This window comes from Martinezella lusitana, assembly GCF_010668395.1.
GTDB classification, from domain to species: Bacteria; Pseudomonadota; Alphaproteobacteria; order Rhizobiales; family Rhizobiaceae; genus Rhizobium; species Rhizobium lusitanum_A.
In genome coordinates, this window is the sequence record NZ_WUEY01000002.1 from 385,021 (window position 1) to 403,778 (window position 18,758).

General features: G+C 61.5%; 18 protein-coding genes. 8 read left to right on the forward strand and 10 right to left on the reverse strand.

All coding sequences use genetic code 11. The features are described from left to right. Nucleotides 1-66: 66 nt before the first annotated feature. The 6 genes from GR212_RS05730 to GR212_RS05755 all read right to left on the reverse strand — a co-directional run bounded on the left by GR212_RS05730 (nt 67) and on the right by GR212_RS05755 (nt 5,413). Complete coding sequence (locus GR212_RS05730) at nt 67-1,125, reverse strand: carbohydrate kinase family protein (RefSeq protein WP_163985496.1); 1,059 nt, start codon at nt 1,123-1,125, stop codon at nt 67-69. After that, entirely contained in the window at nt 1,125-1,796 is a 672-nt protein-coding gene (locus GR212_RS05735; protein WP_163985497.1) for a D-lyxose/D-mannose family sugar isomerase, read from the reverse strand. The genes GR212_RS05730 and GR212_RS05735 overlap by 1 nt, the downstream gene beginning before the upstream one ends. Then, nucleotides 1,793-2,950 (reverse strand): Gfo/Idh/MocA family protein, encoded by a 1,158-nt coding sequence (locus tag GR212_RS05740; RefSeq protein ID WP_163985498.1) that lies wholly within the window; start codon nt 2,948-2,950, stop codon nt 1,793-1,795. Before GR212_RS05740 ends, GR212_RS05735 begins: the two co-directional genes overlap by 4 nt. Nucleotides 2,951-2,972: 22 nt before the next feature. Next, the gene (locus tag GR212_RS05745; RefSeq protein WP_163985499.1) at nt 2,973-3,797 is read right to left on the reverse strand and encodes a class I fructose-bisphosphate aldolase; all 825 of its coding nucleotides are present in this window, start codon (nt 3,795-3,797) and stop codon (nt 2,973-2,975) included. 193 nt (nt 3,798-3,990) lie between these two features. Further along, the gene (locus GR212_RS05750; protein ID WP_163985500.1) at nt 3,991-4,983 is read right to left on the reverse strand and encodes a Tim44 domain-containing protein; all 993 of its coding nucleotides are present in this window, start codon (nt 4,981-4,983) and stop codon (nt 3,991-3,993) included. Nucleotides 4,984-5,191: 208 nt separating this feature from the next. Beyond that, entirely contained in the window at nt 5,192-5,413 is a 222-nt protein-coding gene (locus GR212_RS05755) for a hypothetical protein (protein WP_163985501.1), read from the reverse strand. Nucleotides 5,414-5,753: 340 nt separating this feature from the next. Here GR212_RS05755 and GR212_RS05760 point away from each other — a divergent pair, with 340 nt between their 5' ends. The 7 genes from GR212_RS05760 to GR212_RS05790 all read left to right on the forward strand — a co-directional run bounded on the left by GR212_RS05760 (nt 5,754) and on the right by GR212_RS05790 (nt 13,792). Then, nucleotides 5,754-6,032, forward strand: coding sequence for an HU family DNA-binding protein (locus tag GR212_RS05760; protein WP_163985502.1), 279 nt, complete (start codon nt 5,754-5,756; stop codon nt 6,030-6,032). 436 nt (nt 6,033-6,468) lie between these two features. Beyond that, entirely contained in the window at nt 6,469-7,482 is a 1,014-nt protein-coding gene (locus GR212_RS05765) for a LacI family DNA-binding transcriptional regulator (protein ID WP_163985503.1), read from the forward strand. 21 nt (nt 7,483-7,503) lie between these two features. Next, nucleotides 7,504-8,823: an ABC transporter substrate-binding protein gene (locus GR212_RS05770; protein ID WP_163985504.1), complete on the forward strand. Its 1,320-nt coding sequence runs from the start codon at nt 7,504-7,506 to the stop codon at nt 8,821-8,823. 51 nt (nt 8,824-8,874) lie between these two features. After that, a complete protein-coding gene (locus GR212_RS05775) occupies nt 8,875-9,720 on the forward strand; it encodes a carbohydrate ABC transporter permease (RefSeq protein WP_163985505.1) in 846 nt (281 codons plus the stop codon). After that, nucleotides 9,717-10,550 carry a carbohydrate ABC transporter permease gene (locus GR212_RS05780; RefSeq protein WP_163985506.1) on the forward strand — a complete coding sequence of 278 codons (834 nt, stop codon included), beginning with the start codon at nt 9,717-9,719 and terminating at the stop codon, nt 10,548-10,550. The genes GR212_RS05775 and GR212_RS05780 overlap by 4 nt, the downstream gene beginning before the upstream one ends. A 27-nt stretch (nt 10,551-10,577) precedes the next feature. Then, the gene (locus GR212_RS05785; protein ID WP_348643444.1) at nt 10,578-12,689 is read left to right on the forward strand and encodes an ADP-ribosylglycohydrolase family protein; all 2,112 of its coding nucleotides are present in this window, start codon (nt 10,578-10,580) and stop codon (nt 12,687-12,689) included. Then, nucleotides 12,689-13,792, forward strand: coding sequence for an ABC transporter ATP-binding protein (locus GR212_RS05790; RefSeq protein WP_163985729.1), 1,104 nt, complete (start codon nt 12,689-12,691; stop codon nt 13,790-13,792). Before GR212_RS05785 ends, GR212_RS05790 begins: the two co-directional genes overlap by 1 nt. A gap of 181 nt (nt 13,793-13,973) precedes the next feature. Here the strand turns inward: GR212_RS05790 and GR212_RS05795 are convergent, their stop codons facing one another. The 4 genes from GR212_RS05795 to GR212_RS05810 all read right to left on the reverse strand — a co-directional run bounded on the left by GR212_RS05795 (nt 13,974) and on the right by GR212_RS05810 (nt 17,992). Further along, nucleotides 13,974-15,071, reverse strand: a complete 1,098-nt coding sequence (locus GR212_RS05795) for an FUSC family protein (protein ID WP_163985507.1) — start codon at nt 15,069-15,071, stop codon at nt 13,974-13,976. Between the two features lie 230 nt (nt 15,072-15,301). Further along, a complete protein-coding gene (locus tag GR212_RS05800) occupies nt 15,302-15,856 on the reverse strand; it encodes a DUF1269 domain-containing protein (RefSeq protein WP_163985508.1) in 555 nt (184 codons plus the stop codon). Between the two features lie 50 nt (nt 15,857-15,906). Continuing rightward, nucleotides 15,907-16,197 (reverse strand): hypothetical protein, encoded by a 291-nt coding sequence (locus GR212_RS05805; protein WP_163985509.1) that lies wholly within the window; start codon nt 16,195-16,197, stop codon nt 15,907-15,909. A gap of 163 nt (nt 16,198-16,360) precedes the next feature. Then, nucleotides 16,361-17,992: a Na+/H+ antiporter gene (locus tag GR212_RS05810; protein WP_163985510.1), complete on the reverse strand. Its 1,632-nt coding sequence runs from the start codon at nt 17,990-17,992 to the stop codon at nt 16,361-16,363. A 255-nt stretch (nt 17,993-18,247) separates the two neighbouring features. Between GR212_RS05810 and GR212_RS05815 the strand changes: the two genes are divergently transcribed. Beyond that, nucleotides 18,248-18,727 carry a pyridoxamine 5'-phosphate oxidase family protein gene (locus GR212_RS05815; protein ID WP_163985511.1) on the forward strand — a complete coding sequence of 160 codons (480 nt, stop codon included), beginning with the start codon at nt 18,248-18,250 and terminating at the stop codon, nt 18,725-18,727. The last annotated feature ends 31 nt before the right edge of the window (nt 18,728-18,758 follow it).

The following is an 18,758-nucleotide window of genomic DNA, read 5'->3' on the forward strand; positions in this document are numbered from 1 at the left end:
CGCTGCCGACGCCTCAACAGGCACTATAGCATCCAACCATACGCGTTGCCGCCCCGGAACCGGGCGCTAGGCGCATGCAGGCTGTATCTCCATCACATCCTTCAGAAGCGTCGCCATCTCAGGGATGCCGTCCGTCGCGGTTGCCCCTTTGAGGCAACGGGCGGCAGCGGCATGGGCTGCGGCGCAGATGCGCTCGGCAGGCCAGTCCTCATGCAAACCGTAGAGCACGGCAGCACAGAAGGCATCGCCGGCGCCGACGGTGCTGACGATGTCGGCCGGATCCACCGGTCGAGAGCGCGAAACGATTGCCGGACATCCCGGTGTAAACCAGAAGCAGATTTCCGGGGCATGAATGACCGCCGCCTTGGCAACACCCGCCGCCAGCAACCCCTCGCCGGCCGTCAGAAGAGCGGCCTCGATCAGTTCGCCCTTTGCATCGCGCACAGCGATACCGGTTGCCCGCCCCGCCTCGATTTCATTGATGATGAGGAAATCGCAATATGGCAGGGCCGCGCCGACCTTGGCGGCAAACTCGGGATCCTCGCTGGAGACGAAATCGACGCAGGTGGTGAGACCCGCATCGCGGGCGGCTTCCAGCAGCCGCGAGGCCCCGGATCGGTCGCCGGCATCGAGCGCGTCGAGACCGGGCAGCAACATCAGATAGCCGAGATAGAACAGACGATAGCCGGCCTCCGCAAAGACTGCGGGCGAAACAAGCGCATCCGTCACGGCATCGTTGGCGCCGCCATGGTAGAAGAAGGTACGGTTCTGGCCCGGCACATTCATGACATGGGTATGCGCCGTCGCGCGGTCGGGAAGCTGCCGCAGGCCGCTCACATCGATACCGGCATCCTGAAGGCGCGTCTTGACGATCTCTCCGTCGATATCCGTGCCGATGCAGCCGGCCGCGGCGAGCTTTCCGGAAAAGCCGAACGAGGCGAGATCGGCAACGACATTGGCCGCCCCTCCGCCGACGCCGACATCCTGATGCAGGATATGCGCAAGATTACCCTGCTCGGGCCAGTAGGACAGCGTATGCACGCGGTCGACGATGAAGTTTCCCGCGCAGACAATGCCCCCCTCGCCTCTCTTTTCGCTGTCGCGAACCTCCTCCCCGGTCCGCATCAGCCACCAGCCTCGTTCCACAAGGGTCTGAGAGGCGGCTCATCCTCCTCGATCGCGGCAAAGCGGCCGATCGGCTCCAGGAAGTAGTTGTCGCTCTTGTCATCGTTGACCTGGCTGACTTCACCGACGAACACCGGCCCGCCGCCCTTTCGGCCGTAGAAACGGTGATAAAGCCCGGTGTGGATCGTCACGCTCTGGCCGGGAGAGAGAATAAGCGGCTCCCATGCGGCAAGCTTTCTCGGCAAGCCATCCACCGGAACCGTCACATCATCCTGCCGCACATTGCCGTCAGCGTCGGTCGCTGCGAATTCGATCACGAGATCGCCGCCGGCCCTGTTGATGATGTCTTCCATCTTCGCCTGATGGCGATGGGTCGGCGTCACCTGCCCGTCTTCGACGAAAAGCAGCTTTTCGGCATAGGTGCGCTCGCCTTCGACACCGACAATGCCGTTGCGCAGGCAAAAGAGCACGAGGCCGCACTCGGCGAACCGGCCGGAGCCGAAGTCCGTGACGTCCCATCCCAGCTGATGGGCGCGCAGATAGCTTGCCGCCTGCGGACGGGCGGTGAAATCCGCCGCGGTCCAGTGACCCCATTCCGGCAGGGACCATCGCCATTGTTCGAGGGTTTTATTAGCGCGCCTGAGCGCTTCATTGATCTCGGAGCGCTTCATCGGGCGGTTGCTCCTTCATAGTCGACCGGCACGACGACATTCTCACGGCCGGATTTGAGTGCGGCCGTCAGCACCGCGTGGTGCGCCCGGGCCTCTTCGGGCGTGGCGCAACCAAAACCGTTGGCGTTTCCGCCGGCCAGTTCATCGACGAAGGCGGCCCACATCTGCTGAATGGCATCGGCGAAGCCGAACTCGAAAATCTTGCCTGTTATCGCCGGGAAGAGCGAGCCGTAGCCGAGATCTTCGGTGCTCCAGGCCTGCGTGCCGCCGCTATAGTCCATCCACTGCCATTGCCGCGGCGATTTCGTCGTGAAGAAGGCGCTCTTCTTCATGCCGAGAATGCGAATGTACCAGGTATTGGCTTCGCCCGGCGCGATGCGCCAGGTCTTCAGCACCATCGGAAAATCCTGATCGCCAGCGGTGACACGAGTGCTGATCGTCGCATTGTCCCAGGTGGTGCACGGCGCCATGCCGCCCTTGCCGTCCGGGCGTTCGGTGATCTTCTTGACCAATTGTGCGTGCAGCGTTTGCGGACGCCAGCCGAGCCGCAGGGGCACATGCAGGACATGCATGCCGAGATCGCCCATGCAGCCATATTCGCCGTTGATATCGGCCATGCGTTTCCAGTTGATCGGCTTTTGGCGATCGATGTCGGAGGAATGCAGGAAACCCGCCTCGACCTCGAGAATATCGCCCATCTCGCCGCTTTCGGCGAGCGCGATGACCTTCTGCGCTCCGGGGAAGAACGGCATTTCCGATGAGCAGCGAACCAGAAGCTCGGGATGTTCAGCAAGAACCGCCATGATTTCGCGATTCTGCGCCGCATCCATGCCGAAAGGCTTTTCGCCAAGCAGATGCTTTCCGGCCTTCAGGATGTCGATATAGAATTGCTGGTGAAGCACATGCGGCACGGCGCAATAAACGGCGTCGACATCCGGATTGGCGAGCAGCTCCTTGTAGTCGCCGGTGAACTGCCGGACAGACGGCACATTGCCCTTGAACCAGTCCAGAAGGGCCGCATTGGTGTCGCAGACGGCAACGATTTCCGGTCGCGCCCGCGCATCGGCAAGATGCAGCCAGCGCGCCGCAGCGCTCGCAAATTCGCGCCCCATCAGACCGCAGCCGATGACGCCGAAGCGGAATATTTTCGTCATGCTCTCTCCTCCCCAGGATGCGTCAGGCGAGATGCCGCGAGGCGTCTTCGACGGAAGCTTCCTCATGGACGATCGCCATCAGGGCACGCGTCATGCCGGCGGGATTGTTGTGCTGGATGACGTTGCGGCCGTAGACGATGCCGCGCGCACCCTGTTCCATCAACTGTTTCGTGCGCGTCAGGATCTCCTGATCCGACACCCGGCCGCCGCCGCGCACGAGCACCGGAAGGCCCTGCGCGATCTCGATGACGCGATGATAGTCCTGAACATCGTCGCAAGGATCCGCCTTGATGATATCGGCGCCGAGTTCGGCTGCCTGGCGCACCAGCGGCAGGATCTTGTCGATCGCGCCATCGACCATGTATGCACCCTTGGAATTGTCCTGCATGACCAGCGGCTCGACCATCAGCGGCATGCCGTAGATCTCGCATTCGCGCTTCAGGCTATTCACGTTGCGCACGCAGGCGCGATAAACCTCCGGCTGGTTCGGCAGCATCAGGAGATTGACGACGACGCAGGCGGCATCTAGCGCAATCGCCTGCTCCACGCCCCGGTCGATGATTTCGGAAAACAGCGCCGATGGCAGCGGATTGCCGTAGATATTGGCGATATCCGTCCGCAGGACCAGGGCCGGACGGTGCTTGCCGGGGATCGCCTGCAGAATGGGCGCCGTGCCCGGCGGAAGCTGGATGGCATCGGGCGCGGCATCCGCGATCACCTTGATGGCCGTTCTCATATCCTCGATGCCGGCAAGGAAAGTCCGTTCATTGAACATGCCGTGGTCGATGGCGACGTCGAAGCAATTTCCGGACACGCCAAACAGGCGGTTGAGCCGCGCGGATTTCATCCATTTCCTCCCGATGTGGTAACGTTTCCACACGCGAACATTAACGGATGCATTTACCGAGTCAAGGCGGATGGGGATATCGCTTCCACATCGCCTGCTCGTTCGAATTCCGGGTAAATGTCTATGAGCTCGCCGGCCCTATCGCCCGCCCCGACGGTTCGCGGAGCGGGCTTCCGGCAATACCAGTTCCCGCTTAGTGGGTACCAGTCCCCTGGATGGCTGACAGTACCCAGTCGGAGCCCGGCTTGCGCACGAAGGTCCAGAGTTCGGTCGTTTCCGATGGATTGCGGTCGTCGCCGTCGACGAGCTTTCCGGTCGCACGGTCGACCACGGCGTCGATGCTCGAATAGCGCATCGCGAGCGTCGCGTATTCGCTGTCGCCCTCGCGCCAGGCTTCGGCAATGTCGCCCTGCAGAAGACGGACATCGGAGACGCTGTTGCGCACGCCATGGGTGGCGTTCTCACCGAACTCCTCCGCCAGGTAGGACATGGCTTCAGGCGTGGTCAGGCGTCGCAGCGTCGCATAGTCCTCCGCGCCATAGGCCGACTGGATTTCGGTCAGCAGGTGCTCGAAGCGATCGAGATCGGCCTGCTGCAGCCCGATTTCGTCATTGGCCTGCCGCGCTTTCTGCGAAGCTGCCGTCCCGCCGCCAATGGACGGGATGGAGAAGGAGGGACGAGGCGACGCATTCGCGTTGTTCATGGCGCTGTTGTTGTAGGACGCGCCCGGCCCTGCATATTGCGTGCGCTGACGATTTGCGAAAAACCGCATGGCAAAGCTGATTGCCAGCATGATCAGGCCGATCTGCAGCAGCAAGCCCAGGAAGCCGAAGCCGCCGCCGAAACCATGGCCGAGCATCATGCCGAGGAGACCGCCGGCGATCAGGCCGCCGATCATCGATCCGCCGAAACCACCGAAGAAGCCGGGACGCTGCTGTGCGCCGAGTGGCGGCTGGGCCGCGGGTTGCTGCTGCGGCCGCGGCGTCATAGTCCGGTCGATCGGGGCCGCCTGCGTGGGAGCCGTCCGCGTTATGGCAGGCGTGTCGAAGGTGCGCATACCCCGGCTTCCGAACCCACTGGATCCGGCCCGGCGGGCATCGGCAATGTCAAAGGTCGCCAAAGAGGCGGCGGCGGCAAGGACGACGACGGCTGCGATCTTGGCAAAACGCGGTACTGCACTCAGCATTGGCTCTCCTGTCATAGGGCAGAAAGACTGTTTCCGCCCTATATGGGGATGCCAGTTTGCGATTGTAAGACCACCATTTTAGATTGTCTCTATGTCAAGGCACAATCCTGAGGAAGCGACACCCTATCCAAGCCGGGAGTTTCCTCTGTGAAAAGCCGATGGAGCGCTCAAGCGCAGGCTTCCCCTGTTTGATCGAACAGCGATGCGCCTAGTCTTCGTCGATCGTTTCCAGCAGCCCATCGTAAACTTCCATCAGCGCGTTGGTGATTGCCTGTCCAAGCGCATTGCCTGCCGCTCGGACATCCTCATCCGTGCCGTCCCGCGCCGCCTTTGCCAGCTCGAAGCCCTGCTCACTGATGATCTGTTTTGCAACTTCGATGGCCCAGAGACCGAAGTCGCCGCGATTGTCTACATGGATCGGATCTACCATTGCTTCTCCCCATCATTCGTCACGATCACGCCACTATACGCTCATCCGGCGGAAGGCCAGCGCTGATTGCGCGATCACATTGCACATAGCTCTCCACGCCATAAGGTTGAAGCTTGTGGAGTGGATTCGGGCTGTTTTGGCAAGGCGTGCCCCTCTACTCCCTACCAGCGTTGCCGACGGCGCAATTTCAGAAATCACCCGCTGAAGGCGTGCCAAGCCGCCTCCATGCGTCGGAAATTGTGGAAATGCAGACTTTCCGGGCCTTTCCGGCCGAGACTCAGGTGACAATGGGCATCCGCAATGGAAATGATTCCGGCGTCATCAATGCGGGGGAAGCCTCATGACCACTACAAACGAAATCGCAGACAAGATTGCCGAAGAGCACAAGCTCACCAAAGTTCAGAGCAAGGCAGTCGTCGAAGCCGTCTTTGCAGCCATCACCTCAGCCGCAACGTCCGGCGCAGAAACCTCGATACCCGGCTTTGGCAAGTTCAAGGTCAAGGATACGCCGGAGCGCGAAGCACGCAATCCGGGAACAGGCGCAACCATCAAGGTTGCAGCGTCCAAGAAGCTGACCTTCACGCCGGCAAAGGCACTGAAGGACGCGCTCAACAAGTAAGAGCCTTTTGGCTCTAAAAGCCACCTGACAGTAGAAATGCCGGCCCGTTGAAAGGCCGGCATTTCTGTTTTTGTCATCAGGTCGATATCTCGCTTTGCATCGGCTGATGTAACCGTTAAGGCAACAACGCCCCAGCCCCCAACGCCACCGGATTACGATCAAGAGCAGCCGGGACGTTCCGGTCTTCGTCTTCGGTGACGACCGTCCTGCCGATCAGGCAGGACGCGCGGCAGCGGACAAAAGGCCTCAGCTTTCACACGTCCTCCACGATCGCGCCGGAAGAACCGCGGATTGGCGTTGCCCGCCTTGCCGCGGCAGCATCTCGCTACCGAAGTTCATCCGTCCCTTGTTTGTATCGCAACTCGCGGTGACGCTTGACACCGGCTAAATGGGCTTTTATTGATACGTATAACTAATACGTATAAGCAAACGAGCAATGATAAACGGACGAGCAACGCAAAAGGATGTCGCGAAAGCGGCCGGGGTCTCTCAGGCAACCGTTTCCATGGTGCTGAGCGGCGGCGGCGCGTCGATCCCGGCGGAGACATGGGAACGGATCACCAAGGCGGCGAAAGATCTCGGCTACGTACCGAACCGCTTCGCGCAAGCGCTCAAGACGAGCCGCTCGATGACCATTGCCTGCATCGTGCCCGATATCACCAACCCCTTCTACCCATCGCTGATCCGCGGCATCCAATCGGTGGCGGACGGGCTGAACTACGATGTCATCACCGTCAATACGGACGGCACGCCCGAGCGCGAGCGCCACTTTCTGGATTGGGCGCGGCAGGGGCGCGTCGATGGCGTGATCGGCGTCTTCTTCTCGCTGAATGCGCGGGATCTCAGCCCATTGGTCGAGGCAGGTGTTCCGGTGGTGCGAATTGAATCGTCCAAGAAGCGCGGCGGGGACATCCCGGTCGATGACATCTACGTCGATAGCCGCGCGGCCGCGCAGGCGGTGACGGAATATTTGCTGGGCCTCGGCCATAGCCGTATCGCCCTCGTTGCCGGCCGCGGCGGCCCGCAGGCCCACCGGATCGAAGGCTATCGCACGGCGCTTGCAAAGCTCGGCCATCCCGATCACGTCGTCATCGACGACGAATTTTCCGAAATGGGCGGCATACGTGCGGCCGAAAACATCCTCGGCGGCGATTTTCGCCCCACCGCGATCTTCGCCGCAAACGACCTGATGGCGATTGGCGTGATGCAGTCGCTGCGCGAACGGCGCATCCGCATCCCCGACGACATCGCCGTCGTCGGCTTCGATGACATTTCGGCGGCCAAGCTGGTCACTCCGACCCTGACCACGGTCGCGCAGTTTCAATGGAAAATGGGAGAACGTGCCGCGCAGACCCTGATGGATCGTCTGCGGGGAGAGAAGACAGGTGCAGGAACTGCAGTCGAAATGCCCTTCGACCTCGTCGTCAGGGGCTCAACGAGCAACGAATAAAAGCAAAATTGGAGGAGACCTATGCACAGACGTACCGTTTTGAAGGCAGGCCTCGGCCTGGCCACCTTGCCGCTCATGTCCCGCTTCGCATCCGCGGCGGATCAGAAACCCATATCCTTCTGGTATGAATCCGCTTCGCCGGAGAACCAGGACAACCTGAAAAACATCCTGATCGACCCGTTCAATGCAGCGCACCCCGACGAGCTTCTGAGCATCGACTTCCGCGGCTCCGATCTCGACAAGCAATTGCGCATTGCGATGGTGGCGGGCACCGGTCCCGATGTCGTCTTCACGGCCGGTCCGAGCTATGTCGCGGCGATGGCCCAGGCCGGTCAGCTTCTGCCGCTGGATGATTACGCCAAGAAATATGGCTGGAACGAGCGGGTGCTGCCGCTCTTCCTCGATCTCGGCCGCTACAACGGCAAGCTCTACGCTCTGGCGAAGACCTACGAAACGCTCGGCCTCTTCTACAACAAGACCCTGTTCGACCAGAACAAATGGAAGGTGCCGACGACGATACCTGATTTCGAAGCACTTGCCGACGAGATGAAGGCCAAGGGCCTCGCTCCGTTCGGCGCGGGCAACGCCGACTGGCGCCCGGCGAACGAGCACTACGTCTCGATCGCCTTCAACTCGATCGCAGGGCCGGAGAACGTCTACAAGGCGCTGACGGGCGCCATTCCGTGGACCGATCCCGCCTTCGTCCACTCGATCGACAAGCTCGCGGAGTGGTGGGACAAGGGCTACTTCGGCGACAACTATTTCTCGCTGACGCTCGAGCAGGCTTTTGCGCAGATCGCCAGCGGCCAGGCCGGCATGGCGCCGACCGGCACCTGGAACTTCACCAACGTCCAGACCTATTTCCCGCAGAACAATGCGGAGCCGGGCTTCGTCGGCTTCCCGAGCGAGAAAGGCGATCCGATCTTCGCGCTTGGCATCGGCTCGACATTGTCGATCAACGCCAAATCAAGCAACACCGATGGCGCCGCAGCCGTTCTCGACTACATGTTCACGGACGACTACTACAGCAAGATGAACTCCGTCTGGCAGGGCGAATGGAACCTGCCGCTGGCCGATCTTTCCAAGGTCAAGCTGTCGGACAAGGTGCTGCCTCTCTACGAGGATGCGATGAAGCAGCTGGCCGGCGCGGTCGGCGCAGGTAAATATGGCTACACGACCTGGACTTTCCTGCCGCCTGCCACGGACACCTATCTGGTCAGCGGCATGGAGGAAGTCTGGCTCAAAAAGACGAAGTCGGCCGACTTCCTCAAGAAGCTCGACGAGACTTTCAAGCAGGAACGCGATGCCGGCAAGGCGCCGGCGGTTCCACCCCGCGCCTGACGGACCGCCGCAGGGCGGCGCCAAAAGCGCCGTCCCTGCCCGGAGGATATTATGCACCGACTCTATCTCGTCCCGACGATGATCATCAATGTCATCATCGTCCTCGTTCCCGCGTTGCTGACGGTGGCGCTCGCCTTCTGCAGCTGGGACGGCATCTCCTCGCCCACCTTTGCGGGCCTCGACAATTTTCGCGCGCTTGCCGACGATCGCGTTTTCTGGCTGGCGCTTGGCAACAACATCATCTGGACGGCCGTTTTCCTGACCGTGCCGATCCTCATGGGATTGCTGGCCGCTTCCATGCTGCTGATCGTGCGTCGCGGCAGCAATTTCTTCCAGGTCGTCTACTTCCTGCCCGTCGTCATCGCCACCGCAATCACGGCCCGCATCTGGCAGGGCATGATCTACAGCCCGGTCACCGGCGTCTTCGGCCTCCTCAAGAAATATGGGCTGCCGATCCCCAATCCGTTGACCCAGCCGCCGATCGCGCTCTTCGGGGTCGCTACCGTCGACCTCTGGCATTGGTGGGGGTTTCTCTGCGTCATCTTCTTCGCCGCACTTCGGCAGGTGTCGCAGGAGCAGATCGAAGCCGCCCGCATCGAAGGCGCGACCTATTTCCAGATGATGCGCTACGTGCTGCTGCCCGGCATCCGGCCAACCATCACGCTGATGATGATTATGACCGTCATCTGGTCGTTCCTCGCCTTCGATTTCGTCTACATCCTCACGCAGGGCGGCCCCGCCTTCTCGAGCGAACTGCTCTCGACGCTCGCCTACCGCAAGGCATTCTATGATCTGAACGTCGGACAAGCGGCAGCGGCGGCGCTTGTCATCAGCCTGTTCGGGCTCGTCGGCACGTTCTTCTACGTTCGTATCCAGACCAGGGAGGGCGAGCAATGAGGCTCGTGGAAAGCCGTCTGACCCTTTGGGTCTGCTATATCCTTCTGGGCATCTTCGCCTTCCTCGCGCTCTTCCCGATCGCCCTTCTGGTGCTGAATTCGCTGAAGCCCGCCGCCCAGATCGTCCAGAATCCGCTTGGATTGCCGCAGCCGATCCGATGGCAGAATTTCGTCAATGCCTGGAACCACGCGAAGTTCTCGAAGACCTTCATCAATTCGGTGATCGTGTCCGGCACGACCATCGCGCTCGTCTGCACGACATCGTCGCTGACGGCCTATGTGATCGCCCGCCGCAAGATCAAAAGCTGGAAGATCTTCACCTTCTATCTTCTGGCAACGACGACGGCGCCGATCCAGCTCTATATCTTCCCGCTCTATTTCGGCTTTGCGAAGCTCGGCCTCATCAACAATATCTTCGGCGTGGCGCTGATCTATACCGCACTCTACAGCCCCTTCGCCGTGATGCTGCTCAGGACCTACTTCCTCGCTGTCCCGAAGGAGCTCGAAGAGGCCGCGATCGTCGACGGCGCGACGCACTGGCAGGTGTTCTGGCGGGTGATGCTGCCGATCGTCTCGCCCGGCATCCTCACCGTGGCGCTGATCATCGGGCTGAATTCGTGGAACGAGTTCCTCATCGCCACAACCTTCCTGCAGAAGCAGGAGAATATGACGGCCGTCATCGCCTTCTTCCTGCTGTCCGGCCAGTACAGCTCCGACTGGGGCGAGATCATGGCGGCGGCACTCATCATCGTCGTGCCCGTCGTTGCCCTCTTCGTCTTCATGCAGAAGCGCTTCATCGAGGGCATGGCCGGCGGCTCGGTCAAGGGTTGAACGATTTTTCAAATATACATGGAGTGAATGATGCAGCTTCCGAACGACTATCTCGAACGTGTCTATGCCGGCGTCCTGGGCAAGCTCGTCGGCGTCTATCTGGGCCGCCCTTTCGAGGGATGGACCTATCAGAAGATCATGGAGGAACTCGGGCCCATCGAGTATTACGTCCATGAGCGCCTGAACCAGCCTCTGGTCGTCACCGACGACGATGTCGCCGGCACCTTCACCTTCATCCGCGCCCTTGAGGACTACGGCATCAAGCCGGATCTCTCGGCCGAAGAAATCGGCAAGGCCTGGCTCAACTATATCGTCGAGGAGCGGTCGATCCTCTGGTGGGGCGGCAACGGCAATTCGACCGAACACACGGCTTGGCTCAACCTCAAGAAGGGCGTGCCTGCGCCGCATTCCGGCTCGATCGCCACCAACGGCCAGGGTGTGGCCGAGCAGATCGGCGCCCAGATCTTCATCGACGGATGGGCCATGGTTGCCCCCGGCCAGCCGGAACTGGCAGCCAGGCTCGCCGAACAGGCCGGCAAGGTCAGCCATGACGGCGAATCCGTCTATGCCGCCATGCTCTGGGCCGCGATGGAGGCTGAAGCGTTCGTCGCCTCCGACATCGATCACCTCATCGATACCGGCCTGAAGCTGATCCCGCGCGACAGCCTGATTGCCAGGCTGATTGCCGACATTCGCAGCTGGCACAAGGCGCATCCCGATTGGCGCGACACGCGCCAGAAGATCCAGGACAACTACGGCTACGACAGATATCCCGGCAATTGCCATGTCATACCCAATCACGCCCTGATGATCATGACGGTGCTTTACGCGCCGCACGATTTCCAGAAGGCGCAGATGATCGTCAACACCTCCGGCTGGGACACGGACTGCAATGCCGGCAATGTCGGCTGCCTGCTCGGCATCATGAACGGTCTCGACGGCCTTGCAGAGGGCCCGGATTTCCGGGGGCCCATCGCCGACCGCATGCTGATCTCTTCGGCCGACGGCGGCAACTCCATCAACGATGCCGTGCGCCAGGCATACTTCCTCACCAATCTCGGTCTCCAGCTCGCCGGCCACCAGTCGCTCGGCGCGCCGAAGAACGGCGCGCAATTTCACTTCTCGCTTCCCGGCAGCCAGCAAGGCTTCCGCCCGCAGACCGGTCTCGACACGGCAAGCGGCGTGCGCGTCGGCAATACCGAATTCGAGAGTGGCCGCGCGTTGACGATCGACTACGAATCCCTTGGACCCGCCCAAAGCGCCGTCGTGACGACGCCGACCTTTTCGCCGCGTGAAATGCTCGACATGCGCACCTATGACCTGATGGCGACGCCGCTCGTCTATGCCGGCCAGGTGGTGAAGGCACACGTCAAGGCCGATCAGCAGAACCGGGGCGCGATCGAAGCGCGCCTGCGCATTCGTGTCTATGACGAGCGCGACCAGCTCCGCGATATCGACTCCGATCCGGTTGCCCTCCAGCCCGGTGCCGAAGCCATCCTCGAATGGACGCTTCCCGACACGGATGGCCAGCCGATCGCCGAAATCGGCATCGCCGTAAACGGCACCGGCAGACGTGCCGATGGCCGGCTGCTCGTCGACTATCTCCGTTGGGACGGGGCACCGAGGCTTACCCTCAAGCGCCCGGCCGGCGATAGCGATTTCTGGCGCATGGCCTGGGTGAACGGCGCGAGCTTCTTCTCCAAGCGCTTCCCGGCCGCCTTCCGGATCTCGCAAAACCAAGGCGAAGGCATCATCATTCACGGCACCCGCCAATGGACGGACTACCAGGCCTCCGGTCAGGTGATGATTCATCTCGGCAACTATGGCGGCCTTGCCGTCCGTGCCCAGGGCCTGCGCCGCTACTATGGCGCCCGCGTGACGCGCGACGGCAAGATGCAGATCGTCAAGGTCCGTGACGAGGATACCAAGGTCCTTGCCGAGACGGCCTTCAAGACCGAGTTCGACAAGCACATTGCGATGAAGGTCACGGCAAAGGGGAGGCAGATCACCTTCGAAGCCGACGGAGTTTCCGTGACGGCGGAGGACACCGCCGCGGATGCCTTCCGTGACGGCGGCATTGGCCTGCTTGTCCATGAAGGCGCCCTTTCGTCCAACGAGATCCGGATCGGAGGGGCATGATGGCCACCGTTACCATAGACAAGGCCCGCAAGGCCTACGGCGCCGTGGAAATCCTCCACGGCGTCTCCGTCGATATCGCCGACGGCGAATTCGTCGTCCTGGTCGGACCGTCGGGCTGCGGAAAATCCACCCTTCTCCGAATGATTGCGGGCCTCGAGGACATCACCGGCGGCACGGTCAGCATCGGCGGGCGCGTGGTCAACGACTTGCCGCCCAAGGAGCGCGACATTTCCATGGTCTTCCAGAATTATGCGCTCTATCCGCATATGACGGTCGCCGAAAACATGGCTTTTTCGCTGACGCTCGCCGGAGCCCCGAAAGAGGAGAAGCAGAAGCGCGTGGCGCATGCCGCGCAGATTCTCGGTCTCACCGACCTGCTCGGGCGTTATCCCCGCCAGCTTTCAGGCGGCCAGCGGCAGCGCGTCGCCATGGGCCGCTCGATCGTTCGCGATCCGCAGGTCTTCCTGTTCGACGAGCCTCTATCCAACCTCGATGCGAAACTTCGGGTGGCCATGCGCGCCGAGATCAAAAGCCTGCATCGGCGTCTTGCGACGACGACGGTCTACGTGACCCATGACCAGGTCGAGGCGATGACCATGGCCGACCGGATCGTGGTCATGAACGGCGGCCATATCGAGCAGATCGGCCGGCCGCTCGAGCTCTACGACAATCCGCAAAGCACGTTCGTTGCCGCCTTCATCGGCTCTCCGGCGATGAACCTCCTGAACGGGCGCTTCGACAGCGCCGGTGGCCGACCCGTCTTCAAAACGAATGACGGCATCCTGTTGCCCCTGCCCGACGATGCTCCGAAGCTCGCCAGCGTGGAGGGGATATACGGCATTCGCCCGGAATATTTCACCCTGTCGGCCGCCAATGTCGGCATTCCGGCGCGTGTGGTGGTGGTCGAGCCGCTCGGTTCGGAAACGCATGTGACGGCGACGGTGGGCGAACAGACGATCGTGACCGTCTTCCACGAACGGCTGAATATCGAACCGGAACAGACGATCTGGCTACAGCCGCGGACGGAGCGCATCTGCATGTTCGATGCAGGCGGGCGACGGCTGAACGAAAAAGCTGCCGAGCGAAATCTGCAGCATACGTAAGGCCAACGGCGCCGCCGCACGGCGGCGCATCACGCCCTGAGCTCGCTTGATGATGACGCCTTTCCGATCTGTTGATCGGCCCGGCCACTCCAATCCCGACTACCATATCGGCAAGCCTGTCCCGATGTTCGGATGAAACCATCCGGGCAGGTGATTGCCTTGAGGATCAGCAGGCCCCTCTTCAACTGACCTTGCTTTCGCGAATGCGGTCGGCAAGATCCAGAAAGTTCTGGTGCATACGGCGTAGTGTGAAATCGAGACCGAACAGGCGTCCGGTCTCGCTGAATCCCATGGATTGAGCCGCCTCGGAATTCTGAAGAGCGCTGAAGGCGGCTTCGAAGGCCTTATCGCCTGCCGACAGCACGTCGGGATCGATGTCCGTGCCCGTGCGAAGCGCCCCGCCGCACACTTCGGCGAAGCGCGCCTGGGCTTCCAGCACCCCTGCGGCCTGCAGTCCGATCGCTTCAACGATTGCCGGCGGAAAAGGCGTTTCGACGATATGGCTCACATAGGTCATGTCGTTGCGAATTCGCCAGAGCGAACGCGGGATGGCCTCCGAAATTCCCTGTCTCGACAACCAGAAGGCGCGCTCGCGCTGGGCGTCGGTCAAAAGCGCCTCTGTCGCCATCAGGGACTGACGAAGCGCGATATTGGCTTCCGTGGCCGAGACCGGCTCGCCCTTTTCGACCGCGGACGCAAGCGTTCGCAGTATCTGCGCCATGACGTCGAGCGCCGATCCGAACCGATCGAGCACCATGGTCCGCGATCGCGTCGGCAGAATGAAGAGGCTGGCGAGCACGCCGACGACACCCCCGAGCGTGATTTCCGCGATGCGGTCGAGCACGAAGACCTCGACGGGAACGGAGGCGGAATGGGTCAGCATGACGATCGCGGCCGTAAGCCCGGCATTGCGCAGGCGAAGCACGCGTGCCGCGGCGAAGCTGGACAGTCCGACGACGAAGATCAGCGAGATGCCGATCGCGAGCGGCTCCCGCGGCGTCAGCAGGACCGCGATGCCTCCGAGCACGGCGCCCGCAACCGTTGCAACCAGCCGGTCGGCGGCGGCCCCAGCCGTCGCGCCGACCGATGCCTGCATGACGATCAGTACCGTGAATACGGCCCAATAGCCCTGCTGAAGATGGAGAAGCTGGGAGACGGCATAGGTGATCGTGCACGCGATCATCACCCGCAGCGCCTGCACCGCCGCGCGCTTGGTCTGGACGAGGGATGCCTTCGGCTTTGACGCGGGTTCGCCTTGACGAGGTACGGGCTCGGTCATCGCGCAACTTTTCGTCTGGAAACGTATGCTGACAACGGCCGTTCGGGTCTTGCCCCTCCCCCTGCTGCAACGCCATCGATCACTGGATGGACCGACGCGTAGGATGGCAGCATTCCTCGCGATATGGAAGGCGCGTGAACTGCCGCGAGCGGGCTCGTTCATCAGTCTCCGGCCGCGCTTCCTGTGCGGAAGCACGGCCTATAGCGGACCGTTGCTACCCGAATCCTCCGTCAAACCGTAGCGGAGGTCGCGGATGCTCCGGCTGAAGATGGCGATGTCTCGTCAACAAGAACCTGCCGCAGCCGTGTTTCCTGATCGGGTGAAAGCGAGGTGCGCAGCAACCGCGCATGCTCGCCCTTGAACTCGGCGAGAACCTTCTCGGGCTGAACCTTGCGGATCAGCAGGAAAAGCGCGGAGCTGTTTGTCGGAATGGTCTCGGCAAGCTTCTCGATGAGACCGTCATCGATGCCGTAATCCGCCATCGATCCGGCAAGAGCGCCCGATCCGGCGCCGATGGCGCCGCCGACGACCAAGCCTGCGAGCGGATTGAGGAACAATAGTCCCACCAGCGAACCCCATAGCGCGCCCGAGAGGCCGCCACTCGCGGCACCGGCCGCGGTCAGATTGACGCTCTGCTTGAGGCGGACCTTCCCGGTCTCGTCGCGAACGGCGATCACGGCGTCTTCCAGATCGATCAGATATTCCTTCTCGAGCTGGACGAGGCGGTTGAGAACGGCGTCCGCTTTGTCGGCATTATCGAAACCAAGCACTATGAGTTCTGACATCGAAATCCTCCGGGTCGTGTTGTCGGGATAGAAGTAGGGCGTCGAGCCGATTAGTGAACAGCTGTGCTAATCAACCGATAGGGATGAGTAGCATTGAACTGCGAGATCATTGCGACAGCCTGTTGCAGCAGTATTTCCGCATTTTCGGGATCGTCGCGGGCAAGTTCGTCGGCGTTGATGCGGATCGCTTCCGCCATATTGGTCGAAAGCGCCGCAAACTGCTGGTTGCCCTCGACGAAGGCCTCGCGGGCGTTGCCTTCCAGCGTCCTGGCAATATCGATGAGAATTTCCTCGCGCTCTTCGACGCTGAGGTCTTCGATGGTTTTTGTCTTGTCTTCCATTTTGGTCACTCACTCGTAATAGACGTGATTTGCACCGAGCTCATGAAGCCTCGGCTGCTACTGACGTAAGAAGACGGAAATTCAGGTTCAAGGTCCGGCTGGTTCAGCCACTCGCTGCCACCGCATTCGCTGGCCGCTGCGATCGGCGAACGAGCCGCAAAACTCACCCCGCATAGCGCGCTTCCAGCAAGTCCAGTTCCCGCACGAGCTTCATTGCGATCTCGTTGCCGAGCTGCTTTGCCCGCAGCTTGCGAAAAATCTCCTTGCGCTCCGCCCGAACAGCTGCCAGTCGCAATTCCAACTCGATGCCCATCGTGCGCCTGGAGAGCGCGACCTCTTCGTCGCCGCCGGTCTGGTTGCGGATGCGCTCGCGATAAAGCTCCATCACCCGTGACGCTGCGTCCACATAGAGATCCGCGTCCTCCCGCCCCTTGGAAAGCGAATGCTGAAGGCGTGCGACCTCCGTGATGGCCGCCTTTGCCGCGTCGACCCGCGCCGCGACCTCGTCCTCCTCATGCTTCGTATCCTTCGGGAGTTCGAGATTTTTCAGCAGCGGCGGCAGGAAAAGCGTCGCCAGGATCAACGACATGATGATGACGCCCATTGCCAGGCAGATCGCCAGATCGCGCGCGGGAAAAGGCGAGCCGTCGTTCAGGGTGAAGGGCAAGGTGAGCACACCGGCAAGCGTAATCGCGCCGCGAACGCCGGCAAAAGAGAATGCCGCAAGAATACGCCAGTTCGGCGAGGTCTGTCGCCGCCGTCTCTGGCGAAACAGCGTCAGATGAAGCGATAGCCAGACCCAGATGAAGCGCAATGCGACAAGACCGAAGGTGAGGCCAACGACATAGGCGGCCAGCCACCAGAATTCGTGATGACCCGTCACCTGCACCGTGGCGGACGCTTTTCCCACGATCGACGGAAGTTGTTCGCCGAGCAGGACGAAGATCGTGCCGTTCGCGGCGAACTGGATCATGTCCCAGACCGTGCTTCGGCGCACACGGGTCGCCGCCATGGCCCGCCCCGAGCTTTCGGCGACGCTCATGGTCGTTCCAGCCGATACGGCCGCGAGAATGCCGGAGCAATGGAGATGCTCGGCGATGAGATAGGCCGCGAAAGGGATGAGGATGCTGACGAGGATCTCCGAGCCGCTTTCCTCGCCATAGCGAAGCGATACGCGCGTGCTCAGCCATGTAATGACCCACGTCACGCTCACGCCGATCGCAAGGCCGCCGAGTGCCGTCCACAGGAAGCTGAGCGTCGCGTCATAGAGCGAGAAGCTGCCCGTCAATGCCGCGGCGATCGCGAATCTCAAGCACACGAGGCCAGATGCGTCGTTCAGAAGGGATTCGCCTTCGAGTATGTGCATCATCCGGGGCGGGATGGGCACCCTTTGCGCAATAGCAGACACGGCGATGGGATCGGTCGGCGAAATGACGGCCGCCAGGGCGAAGGCGACGGCAAGCGGCATCGCGGGGATCATCCAGTGGACGAGCAGCCCGGCTCCCAGGACAGTGAAGACGACAAGCCCCAGGGCCAGTTCGACAACAATGTTCATATCCTGCCGGATTTCGTCGGCCGGAATCCGCCATCCATCCAGGAAGAGCAGCGGCGGCAGGAACAGCAGGAAGAAAATCTCGGGATCCAGCCGCACGCTGAGATCGGCCGAGAGACCGACGACCGCTCCGAGCGCGATCTGGATCAGCGGCAGCGGCAGCACGATGGGTATCGCCCGGGAAATCGTTCCACTGACGACGATGGCAAGCAAAAGTACCAGGGTCGTGGTGATGATCTCCATTGTCCTGCCTTTCGCTTCGCATGTCCTGGTGGTCTCAAGGTCGCTAATGCCGACGGTTGCGACCTTAGCCTCAGGCAACCTTTAAAACAAACTTGGCCGAAAATGAGAAGGGCGTCGGCAGCCAATCACCCGCCCATCGGGTGGAGGCGTGAGACGGCTCCCTTCAAGCGGGAACATCCAGCCTGTCGCAGGGTTTAACCGATGCCGCCGGCACAATGGCGAGCTTTGCGATCCAGGCAGAACGAGGAGAAAGCCATGACGTACCTTGATGAAAATGCTCGCGTCTGGGAGCTGATCGAGAAGATCGGCTTCTGCATGCTGACCACCCAGATATCGGGCAGCCTGCGCGCGAGACCCATGGCCGCTCATGCCGAGCCTATAGAAAACGCGGTCTATTTTCTGACCGATGTCGCAGGGCACAAGGATGACGAGATCGCCCGCTTCCCGAATGTATGCCTGGCGTTCGCCGACACCAAAGGCCAGAAATACGTTTCGATATCCGGCATCGCCGAAATCGCCAACGATCGCGAGCGCGTCAGGGAACTCTGGACCACGGGTGCCAGGGCATGGTGGCACAGCGCCGACGATCCTGCCATTCGCGTCTTGAAAGTCACGCCGTCTTTCGCCGAATACTGGGATAGCCCGGGCACCATCATCAGCTGCATCAAGATGGCGGCCGCCGCGATCTCGAATTCGAAACCCGATATGGGTGAGAATGCGAAGGTCGAACTATAGACCCGCAGGCATGGGCGAGCCGGCAAAGGGA